29 protein-coding genes and 1 tRNA gene are annotated in these 25,457 nt (G+C 54.8%); 21 read left to right on the forward strand and 9 right to left on the reverse strand.

The window, feature by feature from the left end; genetic code table 11:
- Nucleotides 1-14 precede the first annotated feature (14 nt).
- Complete coding sequence (rlmB, locus tag LNA76_RS02975; protein ID WP_063690574.1) at nt 15-761, forward strand: 23S rRNA (guanosine(2251)-2'-O)-methyltransferase RlmB; 747 nt, start codon at nt 15-17, stop codon at nt 759-761.
- A gap of 158 nt (nt 762-919) precedes the next feature.
- Nucleotides 920-2,155: a cystathionine gamma-synthase family protein gene (locus LNA76_RS02980; protein ID WP_094197010.1), complete on the forward strand. Its 1,236-nt coding sequence runs from the start codon at nt 920-922 to the stop codon at nt 2,153-2,155.
- Nucleotides 2,156-2,168: 13 nt separating this feature from the next.
- On the opposite strand, the gene pdxR is transcribed toward LNA76_RS02980, so the two are convergent.
- Nucleotides 2,169-3,641 carry a MocR-like pyridoxine biosynthesis transcription factor PdxR gene (pdxR, locus tag LNA76_RS02985; RefSeq protein ID WP_094197009.1) on the reverse strand — a complete coding sequence of 491 codons (1,473 nt, stop codon included), beginning with the start codon at nt 3,639-3,641 and terminating at the stop codon, nt 2,169-2,171.
- A gap of 319 nt (nt 3,642-3,960) precedes the next feature.
- Between pdxR and LNA76_RS02990 the strand changes: the two genes are divergently transcribed.
- Genes LNA76_RS02990 through LNA76_RS03000 form a run of 3 tightly spaced genes read left to right on the forward strand, consistent with a single transcriptional unit; the run spans nt 3,961 to nt 6,907 of the window.
- Nucleotides 3,961-5,520: a nitrite reductase gene (locus tag LNA76_RS02990; protein ID WP_230017873.1), complete on the forward strand. Its 1,560-nt coding sequence runs from the start codon at nt 3,961-3,963 to the stop codon at nt 5,518-5,520.
- A gap of 13 nt (nt 5,521-5,533) precedes the next feature.
- Nucleotides 5,534-5,878: a c-type cytochrome gene (locus LNA76_RS02995; protein WP_094197007.1), complete on the forward strand. Its 345-nt coding sequence runs from the start codon at nt 5,534-5,536 to the stop codon at nt 5,876-5,878.
- 48 nt (nt 5,879-5,926) lie between these two features.
- The gene (locus LNA76_RS03000; protein WP_094197006.1) at nt 5,927-6,907 is read left to right on the forward strand and encodes a precorrin-2 dehydrogenase/sirohydrochlorin ferrochelatase family protein; all 981 of its coding nucleotides are present in this window, start codon (nt 5,927-5,929) and stop codon (nt 6,905-6,907) included.
- 430 nt (nt 6,908-7,337) lie between these two features.
- Here the strand turns inward: LNA76_RS03000 and nirJ are convergent, their stop codons facing one another.
- From nirJ to cobA, 7 genes are all read right to left on the reverse strand, one after another.
- Nucleotides 7,338-8,471, reverse strand: a complete 1,134-nt coding sequence (gene nirJ / locus LNA76_RS03005; protein WP_108727619.1) for a heme d1 biosynthesis radical SAM protein NirJ — start codon at nt 8,469-8,471, stop codon at nt 7,338-7,340.
- A gap of 2 nt (nt 8,472-8,473) precedes the next feature.
- Entirely contained in the window at nt 8,474-8,971 is a 498-nt protein-coding gene (gene ahbB, locus LNA76_RS03010; protein ID WP_094197003.1) for a siroheme decarboxylase subunit beta, read from the reverse strand.
- Between the two features lies 1 nt (nt 8,972).
- Entirely contained in the window at nt 8,973-9,458 is a 486-nt protein-coding gene (locus LNA76_RS03015; protein ID WP_121739058.1) for an Lrp/AsnC family transcriptional regulator, read from the reverse strand.
- Entirely contained in the window at nt 9,451-10,437 is a 987-nt protein-coding gene (gene ahbB, locus LNA76_RS03020; protein WP_108727616.1) for a siroheme decarboxylase subunit beta, read from the reverse strand. Before ahbB (LNA76_RS03020) ends, LNA76_RS03015 begins: the two co-directional genes overlap by 8 nt.
- Nucleotides 10,427-11,587 carry a cytochrome D1 domain-containing protein gene (locus LNA76_RS03025; protein WP_230017875.1) on the reverse strand — a complete coding sequence of 387 codons (1,161 nt, stop codon included), beginning with the start codon at nt 11,585-11,587 and terminating at the stop codon, nt 10,427-10,429. Before LNA76_RS03025 ends, ahbB (LNA76_RS03020) begins: the two co-directional genes overlap by 11 nt.
- Nucleotides 11,584-11,772 (reverse strand): c-type cytochrome, encoded by a 189-nt coding sequence (locus LNA76_RS18025; protein WP_230017876.1) that lies wholly within the window; start codon nt 11,770-11,772, stop codon nt 11,584-11,586. The genes LNA76_RS03025 and LNA76_RS18025 overlap by 4 nt, the downstream gene beginning before the upstream one ends.
- Nucleotides 11,773-11,957: 185 nt before the next feature.
- Nucleotides 11,958-12,740 carry a uroporphyrinogen-III C-methyltransferase gene (cobA, locus tag LNA76_RS03035; RefSeq protein WP_108727613.1) on the reverse strand — a complete coding sequence of 261 codons (783 nt, stop codon included), beginning with the start codon at nt 12,738-12,740 and terminating at the stop codon, nt 11,958-11,960.
- Nucleotides 12,741-13,309: 569 nt separating this feature from the next.
- Here cobA and LNA76_RS03040 point away from each other — a divergent pair.
- From LNA76_RS03040 to LNA76_RS03055, 4 genes are all read left to right on the forward strand, one after another.
- Nucleotides 13,310-13,582 (forward strand): HU family DNA-binding protein, encoded by a 273-nt coding sequence (locus LNA76_RS03040; RefSeq protein ID WP_003799450.1) that lies wholly within the window; start codon nt 13,310-13,312, stop codon nt 13,580-13,582.
- 91 nt (nt 13,583-13,673) lie between these two features.
- Nucleotides 13,674-13,749 (forward strand) — tRNA-Val (locus LNA76_RS03045).
- 169 nt (nt 13,750-13,918) lie between these two features.
- Complete coding sequence (locus LNA76_RS03050; protein WP_094196997.1) at nt 13,919-14,110, forward strand: hypothetical protein; 192 nt, start codon at nt 13,919-13,921, stop codon at nt 14,108-14,110.
- A gap of 83 nt (nt 14,111-14,193) precedes the next feature.
- A complete protein-coding gene (locus tag LNA76_RS03055) occupies nt 14,194-15,069 on the forward strand; it encodes a hypothetical protein (protein WP_230017877.1) in 876 nt (291 codons plus the stop codon).
- Nucleotides 15,070-15,144: 75 nt separating this feature from the next.
- On the opposite strand, the gene LNA76_RS03060 is transcribed toward LNA76_RS03055, so the two are convergent.
- Nucleotides 15,145-15,369, reverse strand: a complete 225-nt coding sequence (locus LNA76_RS03060; RefSeq protein WP_230017878.1) for a hypothetical protein — start codon at nt 15,367-15,369, stop codon at nt 15,145-15,147.
- Between the two features lie 410 nt (nt 15,370-15,779).
- Here LNA76_RS03060 and LNA76_RS03065 point away from each other — a divergent pair, with 410 nt between their 5' ends.
- The 12 genes from LNA76_RS03065 to LNA76_RS03120 all read left to right on the forward strand — a co-directional run bounded on the left by LNA76_RS03065 (nt 15,780) and on the right by LNA76_RS03120 (nt 25,427).
- Nucleotides 15,780-15,989: a cold-shock protein gene (locus LNA76_RS03065; RefSeq protein ID WP_094196995.1), complete on the forward strand. Its 210-nt coding sequence runs from the start codon at nt 15,780-15,782 to the stop codon at nt 15,987-15,989.
- Between the two features lie 224 nt (nt 15,990-16,213).
- Nucleotides 16,214-16,486, forward strand: coding sequence for a hypothetical protein (locus LNA76_RS03070; RefSeq protein WP_108727611.1), 273 nt, complete (start codon nt 16,214-16,216; stop codon nt 16,484-16,486).
- Between the two features lie 30 nt (nt 16,487-16,516).
- Entirely contained in the window at nt 16,517-16,939 is a 423-nt protein-coding gene (locus LNA76_RS03075; protein WP_108727610.1) for a class I SAM-dependent methyltransferase, read from the forward strand.
- Nucleotides 16,940-17,123: 184 nt separating this feature from the next.
- The gene (locus LNA76_RS03080) at nt 17,124-18,143 is read left to right on the forward strand and encodes a sulfate ABC transporter substrate-binding protein (RefSeq protein ID WP_230017879.1); all 1,020 of its coding nucleotides are present in this window, start codon (nt 17,124-17,126) and stop codon (nt 18,141-18,143) included.
- Between the two features lie 25 nt (nt 18,144-18,168).
- Complete coding sequence (gene cysT, locus LNA76_RS03085) at nt 18,169-19,083, forward strand: sulfate ABC transporter permease subunit CysT (protein WP_230017880.1); 915 nt, start codon at nt 18,169-18,171, stop codon at nt 19,081-19,083.
- Nucleotides 19,080-19,967, forward strand: coding sequence for a sulfate ABC transporter permease subunit CysW (gene cysW / locus LNA76_RS03090; protein WP_230017881.1), 888 nt, complete (start codon nt 19,080-19,082; stop codon nt 19,965-19,967). Before cysT ends, cysW begins: the two co-directional genes overlap by 4 nt.
- 18 nt (nt 19,968-19,985) lie before the next feature.
- Entirely contained in the window at nt 19,986-21,083 is a 1,098-nt protein-coding gene (locus LNA76_RS03095) for a sulfate/molybdate ABC transporter ATP-binding protein (RefSeq protein WP_230017883.1), read from the forward strand.
- Nucleotides 21,084-21,297: 214 nt separating this feature from the next.
- Nucleotides 21,298-22,113, forward strand: coding sequence for an energy transducer TonB (locus tag LNA76_RS03100; protein ID WP_442778973.1), 816 nt, complete (start codon nt 21,298-21,300; stop codon nt 22,111-22,113).
- Nucleotides 22,114-22,122: 9 nt separating this feature from the next.
- Nucleotides 22,123-22,980 carry a MotA/TolQ/ExbB proton channel family protein gene (locus LNA76_RS03105; RefSeq protein WP_094196988.1) on the forward strand — a complete coding sequence of 286 codons (858 nt, stop codon included), beginning with the start codon at nt 22,123-22,125 and terminating at the stop codon, nt 22,978-22,980.
- Between the two features lie 2 nt (nt 22,981-22,982).
- The gene (locus LNA76_RS03110) at nt 22,983-23,480 is read left to right on the forward strand and encodes an ExbD/TolR family protein (protein ID WP_230017884.1); all 498 of its coding nucleotides are present in this window, start codon (nt 22,983-22,985) and stop codon (nt 23,478-23,480) included.
- Nucleotides 23,481-23,567: 87 nt separating this feature from the next.
- Entirely contained in the window at nt 23,568-24,248 is a 681-nt protein-coding gene (locus LNA76_RS03115; protein ID WP_094196986.1) for a response regulator, read from the forward strand.
- 39 nt (nt 24,249-24,287) lie between these two features.
- On the forward strand, nt 24,288-25,427 hold the full coding sequence (locus LNA76_RS03120) for a sensor histidine kinase (RefSeq protein WP_094196985.1): 1,140 nt from the start codon (nt 24,288-24,290) through the stop codon (nt 25,425-25,427).
- The last annotated feature ends 30 nt before the right edge of the window (nt 25,428-25,457 follow it).

The raw sequence follows: 25,457 nt of genomic DNA on the forward strand, positions 1-25,457 counted from the left end.
CCCCAAGGATTGTTATGCCTCAGCAGGTTTTGGCCGGTTTCCATGCCGTTATTGCCCGAGTTCGTTTCAGCGCCGCTTCGGTGCGCGAGGTCTATGTGGATCAGACCCGGCGCGACAAACGGATGCTGGCCTTTATCGAACAGGTAGAGCAGGCAGGCTTGAAAGTCATGGCCGTGCCGGTCGAGCGTCTGGATGGTCTGGCCAAAGGCACACGTCACCAGGGTGTGGTGGCATTGGCTCTGGAGCAAGAGCTGGCCGTTGATGTCAACGAATTGCTGGATGATCTGGAAGAGGCCGGTCAGGTTCCTTTTTTGCTGATTCTGGACGGGGTCACAGACCCTCATAATCTGGGTGCCTGCCTGCGTAGTGCCAACGCAGCCGGCGCGCATGCCGTGATTGCGCCTCGTGATCGTGCCGTGGGTCTGAACGCGACGGTCTCGCGCGTGGCTTGCGGTGCAGCCGAATCGACCCCTTACATTACGGTGACGAACTTGGCCCGTACCATGCGCATGCTGCGTGAGCGCGACGTCTGGCTGGTCGGTACCAGTGATCAAGCCACCCACACATTCCACCAGGTGGATGCCCGCCGCCCCATGGCCTGGGTGATGGGGGCCGAGGGCGAGGGCATGCGCCGTCTCACCCGTGAAACCTGCGACGAGCTGGTTTCCATTCCCATGATGGGTGCGGTAGAAAGCTTGAACGTCAGTGTCGCCAGTGCGGTTTGTCTGTACGAAACCTTGCGTCAACGTAGCCAGGCCTAATTTCTTTTAAGTCTTGTTACTTACTTAATTACTTATTTGTATAAAAAACGGCGGGCTTCATTCGCCGCTTCACCAGATAATAAGTAATTGGCCGTCAGCCGGGCAAAACCCAATCGGTGCTGACGGTGTGTACACGCATTATGGGCTTTGAAACGATCATGGAAGAAAACGGCTTTATTACCTCTACCTTGCACTCTGACCGTCGTTTGGGTACGCAGTATGGCGCTATTCATCAGCCATTGCACCCATCGACCGAGTTCGGTTTTCAGGATGCGCGTGAGCTGGCCGCAGTCTTTCAGGGCAAATCCGGCTTTACCTATTCTCGTCAGGGCACACCTACCACGGCGGCGCTGGAAGCCAAGATTACGCGTATGGAAAAAGGGGTGGGCAGCGTCAGCTTTGCAACCGGTATGGCAGCCTTGACCGCGACCCTGTTTACCTTGCTGCGCCAGGGTGATCACCTGATTGCCAGCAAATATCTGTTTGGTAACACCAATAGTCTGTTGGGCACCTTGCGCGACCTGGGTGTTCAAACCACGCTGGTAGACGCAACCGATGTGGCCCAGGTGCAAGCCGCGCGTCAGCCCAATACTCGCATGGTGTTTCTTGAAACCATTGCCAATCCGGGCACACAGGTGGCTGATTTGAAAGGGGTGGGGCAATGGTGTCAGGACGAGGGCTTGTTGTATGTGGTCGATGCCACTTTGTCCTCGCCTTACCTGTCGCCCGGCCGCGAGTTCAAAGCCTCTTTGGTGGTCAATTCGCTGTCCAAGCACATTGGTGGCCACGGAAATGCTCTGGGTGGCATGGTGACAGATACAGGTCTGTTTGATTGGACGACCTATCCTAATATTGCCCAGGTGTACCGCAATGGCAATACGCAGAACTGGGGCCTGGTACAGATCCGTAAGAAGGGCTTGCGCGATATGGGCGGCACCTTGTCGTCCGATGTGGCCCACCGTTTGGCTGTAGGCTCGGAAACCTTGCCGTTACGTATGGAGCGCATCTGTTCCAATGCGCTGGCTTTGGCGCGCCATTTGAAGGCTCACCCCAAGGTGAAGCACGTGCAGTATCCGGGTCTGGAGGATCACCCCCAACACGAGCGTACGGCTCAGTTGTTCGGCAATCGCTTCGGCGGCCTGATGAGTGTCGTGCTGGAAGAGGGCATCGAAATTTTCGACTTCCTGAATCGTCTGAAAGTCTTTGTTCTGGCTACGCACCTGGGTGACAACCGCAGTCTGGTGCTGCCCGTTGCCCATACCATCTACTACGAGATGGGGCCCGAGCAGCGTGCCCTGATGGGTATTTCCGACAATCAGTTGCGTATCTCTGTGGGTATCGAAGAGATCATTGATCTGACGTCCGACTTTGATCAGGCACTGGCCCAGTCTTAAGTTCTTTGCACAGCTAGCCATGGTTCAGCCTGGCTTGTATCAGGGCTAGATGCTGCATCGCTTGTTGTAACTCGCTGCACTCCAGATTCGCGTAGCCAAATAGCAGATGGCGTGGGTCGCTGCCGTCCGCTTCCTGGCTGGCGGCCTGTGCCAAAGGGTATAGGCGTATGCCATAGCGAAGCGCTGCCGCAGCAACGTGATGGGCATCCGGGCCTTGTGAAGGCAGTCGGAAAGCCAGATGCATGCCAGCATTGTGTCCGCTGACCACTCCGGTATTTCCCCATGCTTTTTTTAGTCCCTGCAGCAGGGTATTGCGTTGCTCCAGGTAACGGCGACGCAAATACTGCAGGTGCCGAGGATAGTCATACTCATCAAAAAAACGTGCCAGAATAGCTTGTGTTAACCAGGGCGATCCATTGTTGAGCAAGGCCTTGCGAGCAATAAAGTCCTGGCTCAAATGGGGTGGACAGACCATATAGCCCAAGCGCAAACCAGGCCCCAATGTTTTCGAGAACGAACCCAGGTAAATTACCTGTCCGGGGCTCATGGCCTTGAGCGGCGCAGGTAGGGCCGGACCATAACAGAAGTCTCCGTCGTAGTCGTCCTCAATAATCAAAGCACCGCTGGAGCTGGCCCAAGCCAGCAGCTCCTGCCTGCGCGGCACTGTCAGCGTGTGCCCCAAGGGGTATTGATGGGAGGGCGTGACAAAGGCTAGTTGGACCGCCCTGTTGGGCAATTGATCGGTGCATAAGCCGTGTTGATCTACAGGCACGGGAATGCCCTGAGTACGATGGCGTGCCAGTAGATGCCTGAAGCCGTTATAGCCAGGCGATTCGTGCACCGCACAGCTGTTTTCGTCCAGAAAGTGGGCCGCAATCAGGCTCAAGGACTCCTGCGTCCCTGCCGTAATGAGGATGTGGTCTGGGTCAGCCAAAATGCCTTTGCTGGCGGCCAGATAATCTGCAATTTGCAGCCGCAAACCCCATAAACCTTCAGGCGGTGGATAGTCCGTCATACCAGTGCCTGCATAACGCAATAGTTGATTGGATAGGTAAATGAACTGGCGCAGCGGAAAGGCATGAAGCGAGGGGCGCCCAATCTTGAAATCAAAACGAACCGGCACACTGGCGGCGGGCACATGAACACCGCTGGCCAGGGCCGTGCTGGTACGCAGGTTGCGTGAACAGTGGGCCGTCTCCATGACAAAATCCGGCACCAGTCGACTGCGCCCGTTGCGGGTGGGCGTGGCGACAAAAAAGCCCCGGCTGGGTTCGCTATGAATCAGGTTGGAGTCGATTAGCAAATCATAGGCACCCATGATCGTGTTTTTAGAAACCTGCAGCAAAGAAGCCATACGGTTGATTGAGGGCAGGCGATTGCCTTCCTGCAAACGTCCCGAACAGATCAGGGTTTCAATTTGACGTGCAATTTGTCGCTTGTACGGTGGGCTATGGGTATGAGAGAGCGTAATCGGTAAAGAAAACATGGCGGGACTGGAAAAATAATCAAAACCATCAAGGGCGAGCCAAGCCGGGCCACTATAGGCAGCAGCCTCTAGTTTTAACTTGAGTTAGCTCAAAGTGACGATTCGTTCGTGATAAATTTATCCGACTTCTTGATCTGCCAACTGACCTCTTGTCATGGATATTTTTATCTCAGTAAGAGTGTTTAATTTCTTGTAATTACGATATAAAAAAACCATTCCCATTATGTAATCTGTATCCATACCTTCTCAATAAAAAATAACAATCGTTATAGTTGTTATGGTCTTGCCCTTTAGCAAGGCAATTGTTGGAGGTAATGGAATGTATAGAAAAATGATGACCCTGGCCTTCCTGTCTACCAGCGTCAGTGCGGCTCTGGCGGCACCGACGCAAGAGCAAGTGCGGGTAGACAACTTGTTTCAGCAAAACTGTGCGGTGTGTCACGCAGCCGACCGGGGAGGGTATATTGCTCCGGGCTTGCACAGTGATCGCCTGGTTCAAAGCGAGATTGCCTTGCGCGGCACCATCATGACTGGAATCCCGGATACCTTGATGCCGCCTTTTGTCGGACGTTTACCCGACGAGGATATTCGTGCCCTGGCCAAGATGATCAAGAACGAGCCCGTGGTGGAACGCAGTTGGGACATGGATCAAATTCGTGCCAGCGTGAAAGTACTGGTGGACGAATCCACCTTGCCCAGCAAGCCCAATTACGAGATCGACTCCGTCTACGACTTGATGGTCATCATGGCCCGGGGACGCTACGGTCGGGGGGATGGTTCTAATCAGGCACGCGCCGTTTTCATCAATGGCAAGAACAATCAGAAGGTGGGTGAAATTGCCACGGTTGGTGCGCCACATATCATGGAGTTCAGTCCCAGCCATGAGCGTTGGGGTTACCTGAAAAGCGATGATGGTCACGTCTACAAAATTGACCTGTACACCTTGCAGATTGTGCGGCAGGCCAAAGTGGGCCTGACGGGGACCGGTATTGCATTGTCCAAAGATGGTAAGTGGTTGGCACTGAGTTCTTTTGTGCCCAATAGTATGGTCATCCTGAAAGCCGACACACTGGAGCCGGTGAAGTATCTTGCTCTGGAGGGCGAGGACCCGGATGGCAATTTCATCAAATCCGCCGGCGGTCCCATCATTGGCAGCCGCATCAATAACAAGTTTGCACTGACGCTGCGCCAAGCCGGGCAGATCTGGATTATTGATCCGGACAAGCCAGACATGCCGGTCACCAAACTGGCCAAGGTGGGCCGCATGTTGCATGACACTTTCCTGACGCCTGATGGTCGCTACTCCATGGTGGCTTCCTACGATGACAACAAATATGTGGCGATCGACTTGAAGGACGACAAGGTGGTGCGTGATATTCCAGCTGGCTGCCAACCGCATGCAGGCTCGGGGGCGGTTACCGAAGTGAATGGTCGCATGCTGGCTTTCGGTACCAATATGGGCAGCTGCAAGCTGGGTTCGGTTGTTACGGCCTGGGATACCAAGGACTTTTCCGTGGTGAAACAAATCCCGGTAGCCGGGGCCACCGAATCGCCTGCCGCACATCCCAATGCACCGTATGTGGCGGTGGACATTATTGACAAGGACAAGCGCGCTTCCTGGATTCAGTTAATCGACAAAAACACCTTGTCGGTGGCGAAAACCCTGGATGTGGGCGGCCATGCCTTCTTCCCTAACTACAACCGCACAGGAGATTACTTGTACGTCAGCTCGGGTTACTGGGGGGACCGTCTGAAAATCTACGACAGCCGTAGCCTGGAGCTGGTAGCCGAGCACAAGATGGAAAGCCCATCGGGTATTTTCTCTCGCGCTCGCACTCGCTGGCTCACCATCGGTCAGCCTGAAACCCAAAAATTCTAAGCAAAGGAATGTCATGAAACAGCTTTTTATGGGTGTGGCTCTGGTTGGTCTTTTAGGCTCAGGTGCAGCGTTGGCGGCGGATAAACCCGCCGGTTTACAAGGTTCGCATGGGCAGTCACAACTGTCGGCCCAGGCGTCATCCATGTTGCCTTTATGTGCCTCTTGTCATGGTCTGGAAGGTGTCAGTACGGAAGGCATGTACCCCAACTTGGCGGGGCAGAAGGTGGAGTATCTGGTCAAGCAGTTGCAGCAGTTCAAATCCCGAGAGCGTAACGATCCCATCATGAGCCCGATGGCTGAACCGCTCAGCCCGGAAATGGTGAATGAACTGGCTGCCTACTTTGCCAGCTTGAAGTAAGTGTGAACTGGGCGCCAGTTTTTACTGGCGCCTTAAGGATGTCCTGCAATGAATGTGTTTCCCTTGTTCTTCAATCTGACTGGCAAAGCCGTTGTTGTTGTAGGTGGCGGCTCGGTTGCCGAACGTAAAGTTCGGCTCTTGTTACGCGCAGGAGCGCGGGTGACGGTGGTTGCACCGGAACAGACTCCCTGGTTACGGGCCAGCGCGCAAGCAGGGGCGCTAAGCAGCTTGTTCACTGCTTTTGTCGCCGAGCATATTCGCGAGGCCTGGCTGGTTATCGCGGCCACCGGACGACGAGAAATAAATCGTATCGTGGCTCAGGCGGCCGATGCCTTGCATCTGCCCTGTAATGTGGTTGATGACGGGCAACTGTCCACCGTGCAGGTTCCTGCCATGATCGACCGTTCGCCTTTAATGATTGCGGTTTCCTCGGCAGGGTCTGCACCTGTGCTGGCGCGGCGGGTTCGGGAGTGGATAGAAAGCGAGTTGCCTGAATCCGTAGGGGACTTGGCCGGTCTGCTGGCTCGTCGTCGAGCTGATATCAAGCAAGCTTTTCCCGAGGTGCATACTCGCCGTCATTTTTTTGACTACGTGCTTGATGGCCATATTCCTGACCTCCTGGCACAAGGAAAGTCCACCGAAGCATTGGCAGCTTTTGATGACGCCTTGCAGAAGCAGACCCCCCAGCAGCATGTTCAGGTCACCATTTTGCCTATCGCGGATTTGGAGGCCGTGGACTTGTTGACGCTGCGCGCCCTGCGAAAATTGAATCAGGCGGACTGGGTCTTGTACCTGCCTCTGATCCTGCCCGCGATTCTGGAAAAAGCACGCCGTGATGCCCGTTTGATGGCCTTGGATCAGGCCGGTGTGGTCTTGCAAGATACCCTGTTGAATCAGGCGTTCTGGACACCGCTATGCCGTTCATGGGCGCCAGGAGAGCGCATCGTCATTGCCTGGAAGTCTTCGTGGGATGTGCAACCTTTGCTTGAGCTGTTAAAGCAGCAAGGCTTGAGCTGTGAACTGGCTTAGAAGTGTTGGAGTGATGAAGAACTAGGTGGCGTGTGCTTGCTACGTTATATGGAGCTGCTTGAGTGAGGCAAGAATTCTTGCCTCACTTTTTTGTCTCTTGTTTGTGCAGGCTTATGGGCCTGGAAATGATGAACTTTGCCAGCATCCACATCCACATCCGCTTTAGCACCAGCACTGGCACCGGCAGCATCATCATCATCGGTGTTTGTATTTATACCGGTACAGAGTATGCAGGAAATCCGGGGTTCGGGTCCGTCTCTGTCCAGACTTTTATCCGAACTTGGCTATGTCTGGAGACTGTATTCGCCTCTCAGCGCTGCTTTACTGTTCTGGACAGTTGCTTTGCATGGTTTCGTGGCCGGGCAGGGAAGGGGATTCGGGATTGGGGTACAGCGAAAAGGGCTTTGACTGGCTTCTTGATTGGGCAGGCTCAGGCAGTAATTTCCCGGTTATTGAGATAGCAACCCGGATCTTCTGCCCATACATTGCCCGTACTTTTCTCTGCCCTGGTGCGCGTATTACCATTGCAAATATCCAGGTAGGCGCATCCCGCACAGCGTCCCTGTACAGGCCTTGGCCGTTGGCGCAGTCCCGCTAACAAAGGATCTTGATTGTTGGACCAAATCTCTGAGAAAGGCTGTTTCAGCACATTGCCTAAGCTGTAGTGCCACCACATGGTGTCCGGGTGTACATTGCCACGGTTATCAATGTTCGCAATTCCTTGGCCGGAGGAGTTTCCACCCCATTGACGCAACATGGTCAGAATTTTTTTAGCCTGATCTGGGTAGTGGCGTCGTACCCAGTGCAGGAAGAAAACGCCATCGGCATCATTGTTCCCTGAGGTAAATTCCTTGGGTTTTCCGGCTTTCTGATACGTCATGCAGGTCGTGAAAAGTTGTTCCATGGCCCGCCGGGTGACGGCGTGATGGCTGGCCAAAGCGCGATTGCTAAGACCTCGGCCCGCGTAATTTAGATGAGAGAGATAAAAGCGGTCGATTCGCTCCTGGTCCATCACTGCCAGCAGGCCATTGAGGTCAGCCGCATTTTCCTGGGTCAGAGTAAAGCGCAGGCCCACTTTCAAGTGTTTTTCGCGACACAGCCGTAAACCATGCAAGGAAGCAGCGTAGGCTCCGTTTTCACCACGAATACGGTCATGCCTGGCCTGCAAACCATCCAGGGATATGCCGACATAGTCAAAGCCGCAGTCGGCAATCTGGTCGATATTCTGTTCAGTAATCAGGGTGCCGTTGGACGATAGCCCTACGTACATACCCAGTGTTTTTGCGCGTCGACCCAAGTCGTAAATGTCTCTGCGCAGCAAGGGTTCACCGCCGGACAGAATCAGGGCGCGCACACCGAACTGATGTAGATCGTCCATGACAGAGCAGGCCTGCTCGTAGCTCAGTTCGCCGGGAAAATCCTTGTTGGTGGAGGCAGAGTAACAGTGGCTGCAATGGAGATTGCAACGACGTATCAGATTCCAGATCACCACAGGGGCTTTGCTGGCACGCGTGGCGGCAACAGGAGAGTGCAGGGCAGCGATAAAACGGGATATCCGGAACATGCTCAAGGCCTCCGCAGACGCAGGCCGGTCTTTTTAAGAATGGCCGTGGAAAACAAAATGTCGTGATCGTGCAAGACACCCGGAAAGTGCTGCGTGATGTGCATGCTGATGTTCTTTGCTTGGGCACGGACCGTGTCATGGTCCTTGCCATGCAGCATGGCAAACAGGTTGTATGGCCACGCAGGCAGACGACGCGGGCGACGATAACAATGGCTGACTCCAGCTTGTGAACCTAACCATGTACCCACGGTGTCCAGGCGCTCGTCTGCAATATTCCAGACGCACATGCCATTGGCTACATAGCCCAGGGCGTAGTGATTCGGGATGGCTGCAATCCGTCTTATCAAACCTTGGTCCAACATGGTTTGAAACTGCTTCATGACATAGGCTTCGGAGACGCCTAGCGCCTGCGCCAGCCTTAGGTAAGGCTGCGGCTCTATAGCCAGCCCTTGCTGCGAAGCATGTATCAGTGCGGTATAGGCAGGGTTCAAATGCTCCATGTCAAAGCTCCAGTTTCAGGCTAAGTGCGTATTCCTGTTCTTTTGGAAAAGCGAAGACAGGTAAGCCGGTTTCGGTTTCGATTGTGGTCAGGCAAGCCTCAAGGTCTTGTGCGCTTGCCGTGGCCAGTACAAACCACATATTTAAGGCGTGAGCGCGTCGGTAGTTGTGGGCGACTTCGGGATGGCGGTTCACGGCTTTGACAACGCTGTCCCACCGTTTTTCCGGTACAGACATAGCGACCAGACAGTAAGCGCCGCCTAAGGCTTCAATTTGGAAGAGGGGGCCAAAGCGGGTCAGGACTCCGGATTGACGCAGGCACTGGACACGCGCAATCAGGTCGGATTCGCTTAAAGAAAGATCAGGAGCCAGTCGTGCAAAGGGGCGGGAGCAGATGGGGAAACCCTCTTGCAAGCGATTGAGAATGTGGCGGTCGGTGTCGTCTAACTTGACCGGCGCATGCAGTGGCGTCGTGTGAGTGTCAGTCATGATAGGCCGGGCCAAGCAGGGCTCCGCGTTGTTTGAAACAGCGAGTGGAAAACAGTACGTCCTGTGGGAACTGTCCCAAGCCTAAACGGCTATTCAGTTCCGCATGGTGAGCCAGTACGTGCTGGCGATCTTTGCCGTGAATCATGCAAAACAGATTGTGATTCCAATGTGGCGGGTGGGGCTGTCGTTGGTAACAAAGCGTGATGCCGTTTTGCCTGGCCAGTTCCTCACCCAAGGCGTCGATACGATGGTTGTCTACCGTCCAGACACACATGGCATTGGCGCTATAGCCCAGCGTGCGATGGCGTAAAACCAGACCAAACCGTCTGAAAACACCTTGTTCCAGAAAGCTGCGCAGGTGTTGCAGAACTTGTTTCTCACTCATTTGGGCATGCTCTGCCCAAGGTTTGAAAGGTTCGGCTTGTATCTCCAAGCCTTGCAAGGAGCGCTCCAGGAGTTTGCGTTCGGCGCTGCCTAATGCAGGCAGACTATGGCTTGGTGCCAAGGGGCTGGCAATCTTGACATGAGTAGTCAGGCTAAACCCAAGGTCAATGTGATAGGCCCGGAGCATGGGCAAGGATAAGGGCAACAAACCGGTGTATTGGGCGATGTGGTCCAGGGTTGCCTGCCGTTCTTGCTCATTTGCACAGGTCAGCACAAACCATAGATTGACCGCGTGTTCGCGTGCGTAGTTGTGGTTCACAGCGGGCAGGGTGCTGATCCAGTTCGCAATCCTGTCCAGATCCTTGGCTGGGATAGGCATGCCCACCAAGGTGCTGCTCATGCAGGTGGGGTTCAGCACCGGCCCGATACGGCTGATGATGCCATCGCTGCGCCAGCCTTGGAGATAGTCCATTACGGCTTGCTCGCTTAGTCCCAATAGCAGCCCCAGCTTACGGAACGGACGGGACTCCAGGGGGAAGCCGTGTTGCCAGGCATTCAATAGTTGAAAGGCAGAAGGGGAAAGATCAGAAACCAATGCGACCACTCCGATGCGTAAAAAACACCCCGCTGGGTTGCTGAATCTCCAGGCTGTCCAATCGCTTGAAACTGCGGGTGTCGTATACGCTGACTCGATTATCGTCTCGTGCTGAAATCCAGACAGCCTCGCCGCGTGGGGTGAACTCCATGTGGAGAACCGCTTTGCCTGCGTCCAAGGTCCGAATCACTTCTAAAGTGGCAACATCAATGACCTGTACCTTGTCGTTGTCTGGGAAAGCAAAGTTCACCCAGACTTGCCGGCCATCGGGCTGAGCCATGACGAAAACGGGTTGGCCCTGAACAGGGATGCGAGTTTTTTCTTGCCAATCCAAGGTGCTGGCCACTAGTACTTCATGGCGTCCAATGGCAGGCAAAAACAAGTCCTGACCCGCTTGGGACCAGCCACGCAGATGCGGCATCTTGTAGACGGGCAGGGCGGTTTCGCCTTTGCCATAGCCTGGCAAGATTTTTCGGACTCCATTTTCAGGCTGCCATAAATCCAGCATGGCCAAAGCGTCTTCGCCAAACAGGCCGGCAATGTAGTAGCGTCCGTCTGGGGTGACCATGGCATCGTAAGGTTGGCTGCCTGCCGCAAAACGCCGTGTTGTGGGGTGCAGCGGGTCGGATAAGTCGGTGAGCCAGATTTCACCGGCCTCGAACAAGGAATAGGCGAATTGCTGATTCGGTAGGTCAGCCAGCCCAACCACCTTGGCGCGTTTGTCGGGGGCGTAGTAGGACGGAACTTCACTGACCAATTCCAGGGTCTTTGCGTCAAAAACCTTGATACCGCCCGGTTCGTAGTTCTGTACCACAATCAGCTTGCCGTCCTGGGAGATCGCCCCACCTATGGCATTGCCGGACTGAATAATGCGGCGGACTACGACTTGTTTGATCAGGTCCACTTTGCTCAGCCCGCCATCACGTCCGAATATATAGCCATACCGTCCGTCGCGCGAATAAGTGATATGAGCGTGGGAGAGGTCACCCAAGCCCTCAATACGCGCCAAGCGACTGCGGTGACTGGTCTCAACAAGGGCTACGCTGCCTGTGGCGCGCTCGACGATCAGCCCCAGGTCGTTAGTGCCGCGTAGTGAGTTGGCACAGCCGCTTAACACGACAAGCAGGCTAAGAGTCATGAGTGCTTTCATGGTGCTGTATCCGAGTTCTGGAGAAGGAAGTTCGCCAGCCATAAACTTTCCGCTGGCTGCAAAAAGCGGTTCCAGGCAGGCATGGCGGTGCCGGGGCGACCTTGCATGATGGTCAAGGCGATTTGTTCTGGGCTTTGGCCTTGCAAGGCATCTGCCGTCAAAGCTGGGCCTAGACCTCCTTTCAAGAACAAGCCATGACAGGAACCGCACTCTTGATGAAGTAGTGTTTGTAAAGAGAGGCGCCGCTCTGAAGTCAACGTAACGTCATTTGCAGTGGCTTGTTGCGGGTCAACAAGGGTGAGCAATACAGGCAACCCAATCCGGGCCAGAGTCCGTCTGCCGCAGCGTTTTAAAGAGAAGTGCAAACCACTCACATCAGTGCCCAGGATGATTCGGGTGTGAGTGCGTCTTGCGTGTTCGATGTGGGCTGCGGGTAGTCCGGGTGTAGCTGTACAACTTGCCCAATGATCAGCAAGGCAGGAGGGCTAAATGTCTGTGCTAGCTGTGGAAGTGTCTGCAATGTACCCAAGCCCCATCGCTGGCTTTTAAGTGTGGCGTCCTGTGCCAGGGCGATGGGCGTATGTGGGCTGCGTCCATGTTGGATCAAGGCCTGGGCGATATGACGGCAATTGGCCATGGCCATGTAAAACACCAGCGTACAGGTGGGGTCGGATAGGGAGGCCCAGTTCAGTTCCAGGCCTTGGTTGTCCCGCAAATGTCCGGTGATAAAGCGCACACTGCTGGCCAGCCCGCGATGAGTTAAGGGAATGCCTAAAGAAGCCGCACAGCCCGTCGCGGCAGTAATTCCAGGCACAACCTCGGCCCGGACGCCGTGTTGTTGCAGATAAAGCTGCTCCTCGCCGCCGCGCCCAAAAATAAAGGGATCACCGCCTTTTAGGCGGATAACGCGCTGATGCGTTCTGCTCAGTGATAAGAGGATGTCGTTGATGTCGTCCTGCATGCTGGGTTTGCACGCGGCCACCTTGCCAACATCGTGCAGGGTGGCTTCAGGGTTGATGCAGCTCATGATGGCGCGGCTGACCAAGCGGTCATAGACCACAGCATCTGCATGTTGCAGCAGGTATAAAGCGCGTAGTGTGAGAAGTTCAGGGTCGCCAGGCCCCGCCCCAACCAAATAAACCTTGCCGTGCATCGTTGCGCTCCTTGACGGTAGCAAGTACCGAAATACAGTCAAACAATGCAGAAAATTGTAGGAGAGCAGACCGCTCTGATATGGGCACGGTTGGTGCTCAAGAGAAGGGTGCAGAGCCTTGCTCCTGTCACTCAGATAAGGTGTTATCTGTTGTTAAGTCCGGCTCTCGTAAGGGAAATTAGGCTGAGAGTGGTTTTTGCGGCTGCAGAGAGGGGCGCATAAGCAGTTGAAAAACATTCAAAATCACAGTATCAGTCGGCTAATTTTGAAGTTTTAAAAGTTCAAATAACATATTTGCGACGGCCTGTTAAGTTTCGCGGCACAAATTAGGGAAAGTCCTGCAACTTGTATCAACAGTGAGCAATGATGCGGGTTACAGAGGTTTTTTGCTTGACACGGGTATTAAACGAAGGCTTAATACGCGGTAGCCAACCGGGGTGCTTATGCGCCCGGTAGCAATGGCAGACGGCAGTGCTTAGCTGCCCTTTCGTTTGTCACTATTAAGTCTGACCGCCACACACTGGTTCCCGCTGGGGGCCCGTAAAATAATTTTCAGGGGTATTTTCTCAATGAATAAAACCGAGCTTATCGAATTCATTTCCACCAAAGCCGATCTGTCCAAAGCTGACGCTGGTCGTGCGCTGGATGCGTTTATCGATGCCGTGACCACCACGCTGAAAGAAAAAGATACGGTTACTCTGGTTGGTTTTGGCACCTTCGCTGTGTCGGAACGCGCTGCCCGTTCGGGTCGTAACCCACGTACCGGCGAAACCATCGAGATCGAAGGCGCAAACGTGCCTAAGTTCCGTCCCGGTAAGGCTCTGAAAGACGCCGTGAATTAATTTTTAAATTAATTGACGCAAAAGGCTTGCAAAAAGAAATCTTTGATCCTATAATTCTTTTTCTTCACAAGAAGAACGGCATCACAGAAATGGGTGCTTAGCTCAGCTGGTAGAGCGGCGCCCTTACAAGGCGTAGGTCGGGGGTTCGAACCCCTCAGCACCCACCATTTCTTTTGCTAGTCGAATCAAGCACTTAGGTAAAACTAAGTGCTTTTTTTGTGCCTGTTTAGCCCGCTTTTTGGATAGCCTCAACCAACCAGGATTGGCTTGCTACCCACTCAACTACGCCCTGCATTGAAGCCTGTTTAAGCTTGGATGGTGTGCTGGGAAAATGTAATGGCTTGTAAACAGATCCGCACAAACGGCACCTGGGAATACGTATTCAAAAAAGCCGGGTTACTGGAAAAACCTGTCCATATGACCTTCGTCTCTGAGCAAGGGGGCGATGAGTATGCCCAGCGGTTTGATGTCCTTTGCGGGATTGGGACATCATTTCTTCAGCGCATCAGCCAGACGGCCGCATCCTGACGATTAACGCCTTGGACAGAGAGTGCCAACCGGAAGCCCATCCATTCCCGAAGAATGTCGCAGCACAGCGCACGATTGTGCGCATGCATGAGGATTGGCCGTTGGCCAGGATTACTGTCGGCTGGGTAGATAATTGGATCATCAGAAATAAAAAGGGTGGGGCTGCTGCGCCAGCTACCATGAGTGCCCGCGTAGGGGCTCGTTGCACCGACTGGGGAGTGAGAAAAGGCTACGTCCAGTTTCCTGATCATTCACAGCGTCTCGTTACCGGATGGGTACGCACATCAAGCTGGATGCTGCGCTGTCGGGTGGCGGACGTGTTGATATGGGGCGGGACCGTAGGCTTGAGTGCGGTGAGTACGAAAGGAAACTGGCGATCATTCAAGAGGGCCGACTTCCGCGAACAAGGACTGATCTGCCGTATCCGCCAGCTTTGGAGTGCATTTTCATGCGACGGTGAAGTGGTTGGCATGCTAAATTACGCAACCCCCTCCAGTTGGCGGAGGCCCGCAATAAGTCAGGATGAAATGGCAAACGAATATAACTTAATGCTTGTGATCGGCGCTGGGCTCAGTCTTATAGCTGCCCTGCTGCATGTTGGGGTGATCATTGTTGGGCCTTCCTGGTATCAACTGTTTGGCGCAGGCGATCGCTTTGTGCGTGCGGCTCAGGCTGGCCGCTGGTTTCCTGCGGTGTTTACAGCAGGGATCGCCTTAGTGCTTGCGGTATGGGCGGCCTACGCGCTGTCCGCTGCTGGCGTGATCGAGCGCCTTCCCTTGGTGCGACCGGCTTTGATCGGCATTACCTCGATCTACTTGTTGCGCGGTTTGCTTGGGCCGTTGGCCCTGGCGGGTACCGGTCGAAGCCGCCGGTTTATCATGATCAGCTCAGCGATCTGTTTGGTTTATGGGCTGGTGCATCTTTTTGGGCTGGTGCAAGTATGGGGCTCTCTAGTCTAAATGGTTGTGTGCCGGGTTAAGCATCAGGCGGCTATTTAACCGACCCGCGACATCAAGCACGTAGACTCCGCCAGCTTAAACACTCTGGCACTCCACATCGACAAAAAAAATCCCGTCATTGATGGTGGGAGACATATTGTTGCGGCTATCAGTCAGTCCCCTGATGCGGTACGGGTTCACACTACCCACTTTTTCACGCACCCACTGCTCAAGCACATTTGCGTGTTGAATGAGTTGCACGGGGACGCCGGCTTCCCGGCCACGGCCCTTAGAGGTGGTGGGGGAAGGAATTCCGGCCATAGGTATGCTGGGGGCGGTGCGCAACTGATTGCAGTTGTCAGCTCCCCAGATTCAGCGGCAAACCAGCCAGGGAAGGCGGCATTCAGTCGTTCGACACGCTCCTCACCAATGCGCTTTTGACCTGTTTTTCTTCCAGGGGAGAACATGCGAGAGACGTAGCTGGGGTCAACGTCAATTCCTGCATTACCTGCGAGTAAGTGACCTATAGGTATTCAGATATGGGCACAGTGCTCTGGGATATCGACGTATAGCGGAGCGCAAAGTCATGAGGCGGAGCACCCTTCATATGCTTCGTTGATGGTTCGTGCAGGTGTGGCGTCGGTTTAATTTGTAACGGCGCTATCTATATCTGCAAATAGCGTCCATAGTGTGTCCAGGGACATTTTTCCCCTGATTAATTAGGACATACATTGAAAACAGAAATTGGTATCGTGAAGTGGTTCAATAACGAAAAAGGCTTCGGCTTTATCATGCCCGAAAGTGGCGGTAAAGACCTCTTCGCACACCACAGTGAAATTCAGGGTGCTGGGTTTAAATCTCTTGAAGAGAACCAACGAGTTTCTTTCGTTGCAGGCGTAGGCCAGAAAGGCCCTTGCGCTACCCAGATCCAGATCATTTGATCCTCTGCTTGCCTGATTAGGCAAGCGTTGCGTTGATCAATAAAGCCGGGCCCTTTGAAACATTGGGTTCGGCTTTTTCAATTCTACTTATCCGGTCCAAGGCAAGGTAGGGCCGAGATGATTTCGCAGTCTTGCCAAACTTGTCGCTGCTTTTTGCCTGCTCTTGAGCGCAGCGACTATTTCAGGTGACACTAGGCTGGTCGATATGCGCTCCTTGGGTCTTCATGAGCAAACTCCTCTCTTGTCTGTCTCCACTTGCCACTCTGATTCTGGCTTGGCTGGCCTTCATGTTTCTTCTGTTTTTCCCACCGCTGTGGATCCTGTGGCCGGTGTTGGTCGTGAGCCTGGGCTGGATCAATTACAGAGGAATTCGCTACGCGCTGGGTATGAATGACAAGTCCAAGCCGTGGCACCTTTGGTTCAATGTCGGTGAGTGTCTGTTGGCGGCGATTGTTCTAACTTTGCTGATCCGTGACCTTAGCGTTTCTGCCGCCTGATTTTTTCCTTGTCGTACAAGAAACGCGCTTATGTGTTCGGGCCCTTGGCTTGATCGCTGGTTGCCTTTAATCGCTCAACGTGAAATCGCCTCGCCGGTGCTGGAGACAGGCTGTGGTTTTGGTGACGACACGCTGACTTTGATCCGGGCAGGCGTGAAGGTGATGGCTTTTGATCTCTCGCCTGAGTGCGTGGCGATCGCGCAGCAGCGTGCGCCCGAGGCGCAGATTGAGTGCAGGGATAGGCGCGGCCCTTGGCCGGAAGCGGCGAATAATCTTGAGTTGGTCCTGGCCAGTCTGTCCTTGCACTACTTCCCATGGGATGAAACCCGGAACATTGTGCACAGAATATGGAGCAGTTTGTGGCCCGGTGCCTTGTTTCTATGTCGTCTGAACTCGATCGAAGATGTGAATTTTGGTGCCGGGCAGGGCGAGTTGATTGAAGCCAACTTCTAGCGCGACCAGGGCAATTGCAAGCGTTTCTTTGATCGGGCTAGCGTAGACCAGTCTTGATCCGGCAGCCGTTTCCGCCCCCTCCATCTCCCCGCTATATCTAACCAAAGAATCGGTATTTAGCCGGGTGTAACACCCTTGCTAGACTCGTTCTCATTGCTTGGAAGTGGTTTCTAGGGGATGGGACATGAAGCGGATTCAACAGAGGTGGAAGGGCGTTCGGGCAGGGGCTTTGCTCGCTTTGGTGTTAGCGGCTGCAACGGCGGTCGCGGCCGAGGTCAGCATTCTGAATGTTTCGTACGACCCAACGCGTGAGCTGTACGCTGAATTCAACAAGGCATTCCAGGCACATTACAAAGAACAAACAGGTGACAGTGTGGTCATCCGTAGTTCCCACGGTGGCTCCAGCAAGCAAGCGCGTACCGTTATTGATGGTGTGCCCGCTGATGTGGTGACACTGGGTATTGCTTCCGATATCGATCAAATCGCCCAGTCCGGTTTACTGGACAAAGGCTGGCAAGCTCGCCTGCCGGACAACAGTACGCCTTACACCTCTACGATTGTTCTGCTGGTGCGCAAGGGCAATCCCAAAGGGATTCACGACTGGAACGATTTGATTCGCTCTGATGTGAAGGTGGTGACGCCTAATCCTAAAACCTCGGCAGGGGCACGCTGGAATTATCTGGCTGCCTGGTTGTATGCCTTAAAGAAAGGTAATGGGGACGAGGCGCAGGCCCGAGATTTTGTGGCCAAACTGTATCGCAACGTCAGCGTGCTGGATTCCGGTGCGCGTGGATCGACCACAACTTTTGTGGAGCGGGGCATTGGCGATGTATTGATTGCCTGGGAAAACGAGGCTCTCTTGTCGGTGAAGGATCTGGGGCCTGATCGCTTCGATATTGTGGTGCCTTCCAGCAGCATTCTGGCCGAGCCGCCTGTGGCATTGCTTGACACTAATGTCGCCAGGCATGGCACAGAAAAAGTGGCCCAAGCCTATCTGGAATATCTGTATAGCCCGCAAGGGCAGGAAATCGCCGCACGTCATTTTTACCGTCCTCGCCTGGAGTCGGTGGCCGCTAAGTACCGCGATCAGTTTCCGGCGTTGAAGTTGTATAAGGTGGATGATGAGCTGGGTGGCTGGACACAGGTGCAAGCCAAGCACTTTGCGGATGGCGGCGTGTTCGACAGCATCTACTTGAGCAGATAACCCTACTATCACCGAGGACCGTCCGATGTTACAGGCTCGTCTGTGGGGATTTTTGCCCGCTGTGCGCAAGCAGCGGGCTTTACCAGGCTTTGGTCTGACGATGGGTTTATCCATCAGTTATTTAAGCCTGATTGTGCTGATTCCCTTGTCTGCTGTTGTGCTCAAGACCACCTCTATGGGCTGGTCTGCTTTTTGGGAAACCATTAGTGCCGCGCGCGTCTTGGCTTCTTTGAAATTGACCTTTGGTATGGCCGCGTTGGCGGCTGTGATCAATGGTGTGTTTGGCTTGATTCTGGCTTGGGTTCTGGTGCGATACCGTTTTCCTGGCCGCCGCATTGTGGATGCTTTGATTGATCTTCCCTTTGCTCTGCCCACGTCGGTAGCCGGTGTTTCACTGGCCGCTATTTATGCGCCTACCGGCTGGATCGGTTCCTGGGCTGAACCTTATGTAGGGCAGATTGCGTTTACCCCTTGGGGGGTGCTGATCGCCCTGGTGTTTATTGGCCTGCCTTTTGTTGTGCGTACCGTGCAGCCGGTTCTTGAAGAACTGGAGCAGGAACAGGAAGAGGTTAGTGCGTGTTTGGGGGCGGATCGCTTCCAGACGGTCACCAAGGTCATTTTGCCCGCCATTTTGCCTGCCTGCTTGACGGGCGTGGCCCTGGCTTTTGCTCGTGCGGTGGGTGAGTACGGTTCGGTGATTTTCATTGCTGGTAACGTCCCTATGGTCTCGGAAATTACGCCTTTGCTTATCGTGACCAAGCTGGAGCAGTTTGACTATGCGGGAGCTTCGGCCTTGGCTGTCCTGATGATGGTGTTGTCCTTCATCATTCTGTTGGCGATCAACCGTTTGCAGTGGTATTTGCAGTTGCGTCACTCAGGGCAGGCCAGTGCTAAAGCGGCAAAGGTAGCAGCGCCTTTATCTTTGGAGGGCGCACGATGAGCAGCCTGACAATAGACACCGCTGTGCAGGCGGTGCCGGTACATACGGCACGGTTGCGGGCGGCACAGGATGAAGGCCCGGCCGTCAAAGCCATACTGATTGGCATTGCCTTGCTCTTCTTTGTGCTGTTCTTGCTGCTGCCCTTGATCCTGGTGTTCATGACGGCCTTTGGCCGGGGCATCATGCCGTATCTGTCCGCCTTGAGCCAGAGCGATACCTGGCATGCGGCCAGCCTGACGGTTCTGGTTGCCGTGATTGCGGTGCCGTTGAATATTGCATTTGGCTTGGCGGCGTCTTGGGCCATTGCTCGTTTTGAGTTTCGTGGCAAAAGCCTGTTGACCACCTTGATCGACTTGCCATTTTCGGTATCACCCGTGATTGCCGGTTTGATGTTCTTGCTGATTTTCGGTCGTCAGGGGCCGTTTTGGGACTGGCTGGATGCCAACAACATTCGTATCGTCTTTGCTTTGCCCGGTTTGGTCCTGGCGACTTTGTTTGTCACTTTTCCCTTCGTGGCGCGCGAGTTGATTCCACTGATGCAAATGCAGGGCAGTGAGGAAGAACAGGCTGCGCGGGTGCTGGGGGCCAATGGCAGACAGATGTTCTGGCGGGTAACGCTGCCCAAGATCAAGTGGGGACTGCTGTATGGCGTGATTCTATGTAATGCCCGTGCCATGGGCGAATTTGGGGCGGTGTCGGTGCTGTCGGGCCATATACGGGGCCAGACCAACACGCTGCCTTTGCATGTAGAGATTGAGTACAACGACTATCACACGGTGGGCGCGTTTGCGGCGGCTTCGGTGTTGGCAGTCTTGGCTTTACTGACGTTGGCGCTTAAATTGTGGGCCGAGCGCAAAATGGTTCAAGACGGTCATCACGGATGATCGCATTCGGAGTTCATTATGAGTATCGAAGTTCGTCATCTATCTAAACAGTTTGGTGCGTTTACCGCACTGGGTGATGTGACATTGGATTTTCCAGCAGGCGAGCTGGTGGCCTTGCTGGGGCCTTCTGGCTGCGGCAAGACAACCTTGCTGCGTATCGTGGCTGGCCTGGAACATGCGGATGCGGGTCAGGTGCTGATCAACGGCAAGGATGTAGCCGCCGTGGGCACGCGTGATCGCCAGGTGGGTTTTGTGTTCCAGCACTATGCCTTGTTCCGTCATATGACGGTGTTTGAAAATGTTGCCTTCGGTCTGCGTATCAAACCGCGTAAGCAGCGTTTGCCCGAAGCCCAGATTCGTCAGCGTGTGCATGAACTATTGGAACTGGTGCAACTGGACTGGCTGGCCGATCGCTATCCAGCGGCCTTGTCAGGTGGCCAACGACAGCGTATTGCTCTGGCACGTGCCTTGGCCGTAGAGCCGGGTGTCTTGCTGCTGGACGAGCCCTTTGGTGCTTTGGATGCCAAGGTGCGCAAAGAGTTGCGCTCCTGGTTGCGTCGTCTGCATGACGATCTGCATATCAGCACCTTGTTTGTGACGCACGATCAGGAAGAGGCCATTGAAGTGGCGGACCGTATTGTGGTGCTGAACAAAGGTCGGGTTGAGCAGGAGGGTGCTCCGCAGGATGTCTACAATCATCCAGCCAGTCCCTTTGTGTATGAGTTTCTGGGGGCAGCGAATCGCTTGCCGGGTCAGTTCGAGCACGGACGCTTTGTCGCTGATCCTCAGTTGGGGCAATTCGAGTCCAATCAGGCTTTGAATGGTCAGGCTACAGGGCAGGGCGAGGCTGTCGGATATGTACGTCCGCACGATCTGGATTTGCAGCGTCAATTGGATGGTCAGGGTATCGTCGTAGCCGTGCAGCGCATTATTCCTCTGGGCGCGACGGTGCGGGTTGAGTTGGCCTTGAACGAGGGGGAGCGAGCCTGGGAAGCTGAGTTTGATCATCAGCGCTGGTCGCAGCTGGGCTTGCGACCTGGTGAACGGGCCTTGGCCTTGCCGCGCAAGTTCAGCGCTTTTCCTATCGAGCCTGAGGCTGAAGTGCGTTTGTCCTGATTTTTTGCAAATTATTCACAAACAGGCTGCCCTTAGGGCAGCCTGTCTGCGTTAGTATCTGGAAGGTTTTTGTGAGGCGGGTTGTCAGCAGAAAATATTATAGAGATTCAGTATTGAGAATCATTCCTGTTTCTGTTAAGATTCGATACTTCACTGGGCATCCTGTCCGGTCCCGTCATGGTCCATGCGGGTTGCAGAATGTGTAGAACGGATTATGACCGGAATTGCTTCTCAAAAGAATAATCGCTCGATGCTGGCCTTGAAGGCAACTGGCTTGGCATTAGCACTGGGATTGCACGTGGGTGTCGTGGCTACCATCTTGTGGACGGAAACCCCCAAGATTGTGGGCGAGCCCGCCCCGATGGATGTTGTCGGTGTGACCCTGGTGGAAGTGTCGGAGTCCCCGGTTCAGCAAGAGCAGGTCAGCGCCCCCCCTGAGGAGGTGGTGGCTGAGCCTGAGCCTGAACCTGAACCCGAGGTGGAACCCGATCCCGATCCCGAGCCTGAGCCCGAACCCGTTGTTGAGCCGGAGCCTGAGCCAGAGCCTATCGTGGAAAAACCACCCATTCCCGAGCCGCCCAAGCCCAAACCAAAACCCAAGCCGAAACCCAAGCCCAAGCCACAGCCCAAGCCTGAGGTTCCACCGGCAGAAACGCCACAGCCTGCTCAACCAGCAGCGCCGGCCGCTCAAGCAGGCCCGGCAACGGACAACACCTCCCAAACCGCTGCCCGCTCTACCGATGGGGACCGACCCAAGCTGATCGGTCGTGTGGATTATTTGGGGCGCCGTCCTGTGCCTGTGTATCCAAGGGCGTCGGAACGCCGTCGTGAACAGGGCCGCGTGGTGGTTCGTGTAGTGATTTCAACCCAAGGAACCGTGCTGGAGGCCAAGGTGCAAAGCTCTTCAGGCTATGAGCGTCTGGATGAGTCAGCATTGAAGGCGGTACGCACAGCGCGTTTCAAACCGTATACGGAAAATGGTGTGGCCTATCGTGCCATGGCCGATATTCCTTTCGACTTTGTTTACTAGGATATATCAATGATGCAGGAACTATTTCAAAGCGTATGGGTAAGCCTGGCACAAGTTGCAGGGCCTGTTGCCGATCAGGCTGCCGCCAGTGTTGCTGCTGCTGAGGAAGCGACCGGGGTGCTGCACTTTATCCAGCAAAGTGATGTGGTTGGCAAGACCTTGTTCGTGATCTTGGCCTTGATGTCGGTTGCCAGTTGGTACCTGATCATCGTCAAGGGCGTACTGTCCTTCCGTCTGAAGCGTCGCTCGCAAGGTTTCATGCGCGAGTTCTGGTCCGCCAGCTCCCTGGAGCAGGTTGAAAACGAAATCGCCACTCACGGTGCCCGCGATCCGTTCAGCCATTTGGCCAGTCACGCCATCCACGCTCAAAAACATCATGTGAAATATGGCGCTATGCGTCTGGAAGAGAAGGGTTCTACCGATGCCTTTGTCTCGCGCATCATGCGTAAAGTCATGGACGAAGAAACCGCCAAGCTGGAAAACGGCCTGACGCTGCTGGCTTCGGTCGGTTCCACCGCCCCGTTTGTGGGTTTGTTCGGTACGGTCTGGGGGGTGTACCACGCACTGATCAATATTGGTCTGTCCGATGGCGTGACCCTGAACAAGATTGCTGGTCCTGTGGGTGAAGCGCTGGTGATGACGGGTCTGGGTCTGGCCGTGGCGATTCCCGCCGTGTTGGCCTACAACGCCTTTGTGCGTACCAACCGCGTTTACTTGTCCCAACTGGACGCCTTTGCCCACGATTTGTTTACATTCCTGACCACAGGCCAACCCGTGCAGGACAACCAACCTGTTTTGCGCCGCGTCCCTAGCTCGGGTAGCGGTGCGACATCAAGCGCGGCAGCGGCTGCCAAGCGGGAGCACTAATCATGGCTTTTGGCAGCTTTGACAATCGCAATTCGGGCTCTGCGCTGTCCGAAATCAATATGGTGCCCCTGATCGACGTCATGCTGGTTCTGCTGGTGATTTTTCTGATTACCGCTCCGCTGCTGTCGCACTCGATCAAGATTCAGCTGCCTCAGGCCACATCCGAGCCGGTTCAGCAAGATCCCAAGACGATTGATCTGGCCATTGACGCTGAAGGGCAGATCTTCGTGAATGAGCAGCCCGTGGCGATGGAGGACTTGACCGCCACGCTGGCTCCCTACTCCAAGGATGAGCCTCAGCCTGAACTGCGTATTCGTGCTGATACCGATACGCGCTATGAAACACTGGCTCAGGTGATGAGCCGCTCCAAGGCGTCCGGTCTGACCCGTCTGGGTTTCATCACTCGTCCAGGCCCCACGACCAAGGCTGCCGGTCAAGACGGTCAAGCCAAGGATGGCGCCGCTACCCAGCAGGAAGCCGAGCCTGCGTCTGCTCCGTAATTCTGGGTTCTGGTTCGTGTTGTTTTTTCTGGCCCCTCGCTTTGCATCTGCAACGCGAGGGGCCAGTTTCGTAATAAAATCTCCCGAATGCGTGTACTAGTTATCGAAGACGACGCCATACTGGGCGCCGCACTGCAGGAATTTCTCAACGACCAGGGCTACGCTGTTGACTGGCTCCAGGAAGGCGAAAGTGCCTTGAAGGAGCTGACTGCCCAGGTCTATGACCTTCTGCTTCTGGACTTGAACTTGCCCGGTATCAGTGGCCTGGAGGTGCTGCGCCAATTGCGTCGGCAAGGCAATGCCATTCCCGTTCTGATTCTGACTGCGCGTGATGGCGTGGATGATCGCGTCGGTGGTCTGGACGCTGGTGCGGACGACTACCTGATCAAGCCCTTTGACCTGTCTGAGCTGGCCGCCCGAGTACGTGTATTTGGCCGTCGGCGTAGTGGCCAGGTACAGCCTATTATCGATGTCGGTCCCTTGAGCTTTGATACCATTGGCCGCGAGTTGCGCTGTGCGGGTCAACGCGTCACTTTGTCGGTGCGGGAGTTGTCCGTACTGGAAATGTTGATGATGCGCGCGGGCCGTGTGGTCACCAAGCAGCAAATTATCAACTCACTGTCTGCCTGGGACGCCGATTTCAGCGACAATGCGGTCGAGGTCTACGTGTATCGCTTGCGCAAGCGCCTGGAGGGCACCGGGGCGGTTATACAGACTGTGCGCGGCTTTGGTTATTTGCTCGATGTGGAGAGCGTGGCCGGAGCATAACGGCAGCCCGTGCCTGCTGTCTGAAAATCTAGGTCAACCATGCCCGATCAGCATCTTTCTCCAGCGGTAAAAACCTCCTTGTTGCGAGGCTGGCTGGAGCGCTTTCTTGCCCCCGGTTCTTTGGCCCGTAAATTGATGGGCCGTCTGTTTCCCCCGATCTCCATTCTGGTGGTGCTCGACTTGAGTGTTACCTGGATACTGACGCGACGCATGAGCCTGGAAGATTGGCTGCTGCGCGATATTTTCTGGACCATGGCGCTTAGCCAGGTATTGCTGGTCAGTCTGATTGCCTGGGTGTTGTTGTCGGGGATTCGCTCGCAACTGGCTTCTATTGATGATTTATCACAACAGATCCGCAATCGGTCCGATGATGACTTCGAGCGCCTGGATGCCAGTGCTTTGCCCGCCGAAGTGGTGCCGTTGGTGGAGCACTTTAACGAGTTGCTGGAACGCCAGCGTGATACCCTGCAGGCGCAAAAACGCTTTATTGGTCATGCAGCGCATCAGTTGCGTACCCCTCTGACCGGTTTGCAGCTGGAGTCTGAGCTGATGCTGGCACGACCGTTGCCAGAGGACATTCGCCAACGAGCCGAGCGCATCAAAAGCGTGTCGGATCGCATGATTCGCCTAGGTCAGCAGTTGTTGGTGCTGGCGCGCACCGATGCTGATAGCAATATCAAGGACAGTTTTGTGCGTCTGGATTTGTGCGAATGGGTGCGTGAAGAAGGCGGTGACTGGTTCTTGCAGGCTCGCCAGCATGGTGTGGAAATCCATTTGCTGGCGCCTGAAAAGCCGGTCTGGATTGATGCTGCCCCCATATTATTGCGTGAGCTGTTGTCGAATTTGATGGATAACGCCTTGCGCTATGGGCTAGGTACAGACCGCATTGTTTTGCGGGTGGCCAGTAATCCGCCTTCTTTGTCGGTGGAGGATCACGGGCCGGGTATCGAGGCCAGCGAGCAGCAGCGCGTATTTGAGGCTTTTTACCGTTCCCCTGGCACGCAGGCGGGGGGCTCTGGTTTGGGCTTGGCTATTGTGCAGGAAATTGCCCGTGCACATGGCGCCTGGTGGAGCTTGATGAGTCGTCCTGATTTTCCGGGTACTCGCATCACCATTGTTTTTCCCGGTCCGCGTATTGGTGCGCGTCTGACCCGGCACGATACTTTGATTGGAAATTAAGCCTTGAACACAGCAACAGAAAACCCCAAG

This window comes from Alcaligenes sp. MMA, assembly GCF_020907215.1.
Classification (GTDB): domain Bacteria; phylum Pseudomonadota; class Gammaproteobacteria; order Burkholderiales; family Burkholderiaceae_B; genus Alcaligenes; species Alcaligenes aquatilis.

Bases quoted from the DNA above. Each gene is read 5' to 3' on its own strand.
- LNA76_RS03110 (WP_230017884.1), top strand. From the start codon at position 22,983: ATGGCTTTTGGCAGCTTTGACAATCGCAATTCGGGCTCTGCGCTGTCC.
- LNA76_RS03000 (WP_094197006.1), top strand. From the start codon at position 5,927: ATGAATGTGTTTCCCTTGTTCTTCAATCTGACTGGCAAAGCCGTTGTT.
- LNA76_RS03060 (WP_230017878.1), bottom strand. From the start codon at position 15,369: ATGGCCGGAATTCCTTCCCCCACCACCTCTAAGGGCCGTGGCCGGGAA.
- LNA76_RS02990 (WP_230017873.1), top strand. From the start codon at position 3,961: ATGTATAGAAAAATGATGACCCTGGCCTTCCTGTCTACCAGCGTCAGT.
- LNA76_RS03080 (WP_230017879.1), top strand. From the start codon at position 17,124: ATGAAGCGGATTCAACAGAGGTGGAAGGGCGTTCGGGCAGGGGCTTTG.
- rlmB (WP_063690574.1), top strand. From the start codon at position 15: ATGCCTCAGCAGGTTTTGGCCGGTTTCCATGCCGTTATTGCCCGAGTT.
- LNA76_RS03095 (WP_230017883.1), top strand. From the start codon at position 19,986: ATGAGTATCGAAGTTCGTCATCTATCTAAACAGTTTGGTGCGTTTACC.
- pdxR (WP_094197009.1), bottom strand. From the start codon at position 3,641: ATGTTTTCTTTACCGATTACGCTCTCTCATACCCATAGCCCACCGTAC.
- LNA76_RS03040 (WP_003799450.1), top strand. From the start codon at position 13,310: ATGAATAAAACCGAGCTTATCGAATTCATTTCCACCAAAGCCGATCTG.
- nirJ (WP_108727619.1), bottom strand. From the start codon at position 8,471: ATGTTCCGGATATCCCGTTTTATCGCTGCCCTGCACTCTCCTGTTGCC.
- LNA76_RS03100 (WP_442778973.1), top strand. From the start codon at position 21,298: ATGACCGGAATTGCTTCTCAAAAGAATAATCGCTCGATGCTGGCCTTG.
- LNA76_RS03050 (WP_094196997.1), top strand. From the start codon at position 13,919: ATGGCTTGTAAACAGATCCGCACAAACGGCACCTGGGAATACGTATTC.
- LNA76_RS03015 (WP_121739058.1), bottom strand. From the start codon at position 9,458: ATGACTGACACTCACACGACGCCACTGCATGCGCCGGTCAAGTTAGAC.
- ahbB (WP_094197003.1), bottom strand. From the start codon at position 8,971: ATGGAGCATTTGAACCCTGCCTATACCGCACTGATACATGCTTCGCAG.
- LNA76_RS03055 (WP_230017877.1), top strand. From the start codon at position 14,194: ATGCATGAGGATTGGCCGTTGGCCAGGATTACTGTCGGCTGGGTAGAT.
- LNA76_RS03120 (WP_094196985.1), top strand. From the start codon at position 24,288: ATGCCCGATCAGCATCTTTCTCCAGCGGTAAAAACCTCCTTGTTGCGA.
- LNA76_RS02980 (WP_094197010.1), top strand. From the start codon at position 920: ATGGAAGAAAACGGCTTTATTACCTCTACCTTGCACTCTGACCGTCGT.
- LNA76_RS03025 (WP_230017875.1), bottom strand. From the start codon at position 11,587: ATGAAAGCACTCATGACTCTTAGCCTGCTTGTCGTGTTAAGCGGCTGT.
- LNA76_RS03105 (WP_094196988.1), top strand. From the start codon at position 22,123: ATGATGCAGGAACTATTTCAAAGCGTATGGGTAAGCCTGGCACAAGTT.
- LNA76_RS02995 (WP_094197007.1), top strand. From the start codon at position 5,534: ATGAAACAGCTTTTTATGGGTGTGGCTCTGGTTGGTCTTTTAGGCTCA.
- cysW (WP_230017881.1), top strand. From the start codon at position 19,080: ATGAGCAGCCTGACAATAGACACCGCTGTGCAGGCGGTGCCGGTACAT.
- LNA76_RS03075 (WP_108727610.1), top strand. From the start codon at position 16,517: ATGTGTTCGGGCCCTTGGCTTGATCGCTGGTTGCCTTTAATCGCTCAA.
- LNA76_RS03070 (WP_108727611.1), top strand. From the start codon at position 16,214: ATGAGCAAACTCCTCTCTTGTCTGTCTCCACTTGCCACTCTGATTCTG.
- LNA76_RS03115 (WP_094196986.1), top strand. From the start codon at position 23,568: ATGCGTGTACTAGTTATCGAAGACGACGCCATACTGGGCGCCGCACTG.
- cysT (WP_230017880.1), top strand. From the start codon at position 18,169: ATGTTACAGGCTCGTCTGTGGGGATTTTTGCCCGCTGTGCGCAAGCAG.
- cobA (WP_108727613.1), bottom strand. From the start codon at position 12,740: ATGCACGGCAAGGTTTATTTGGTTGGGGCGGGGCCTGGCGACCCTGAA.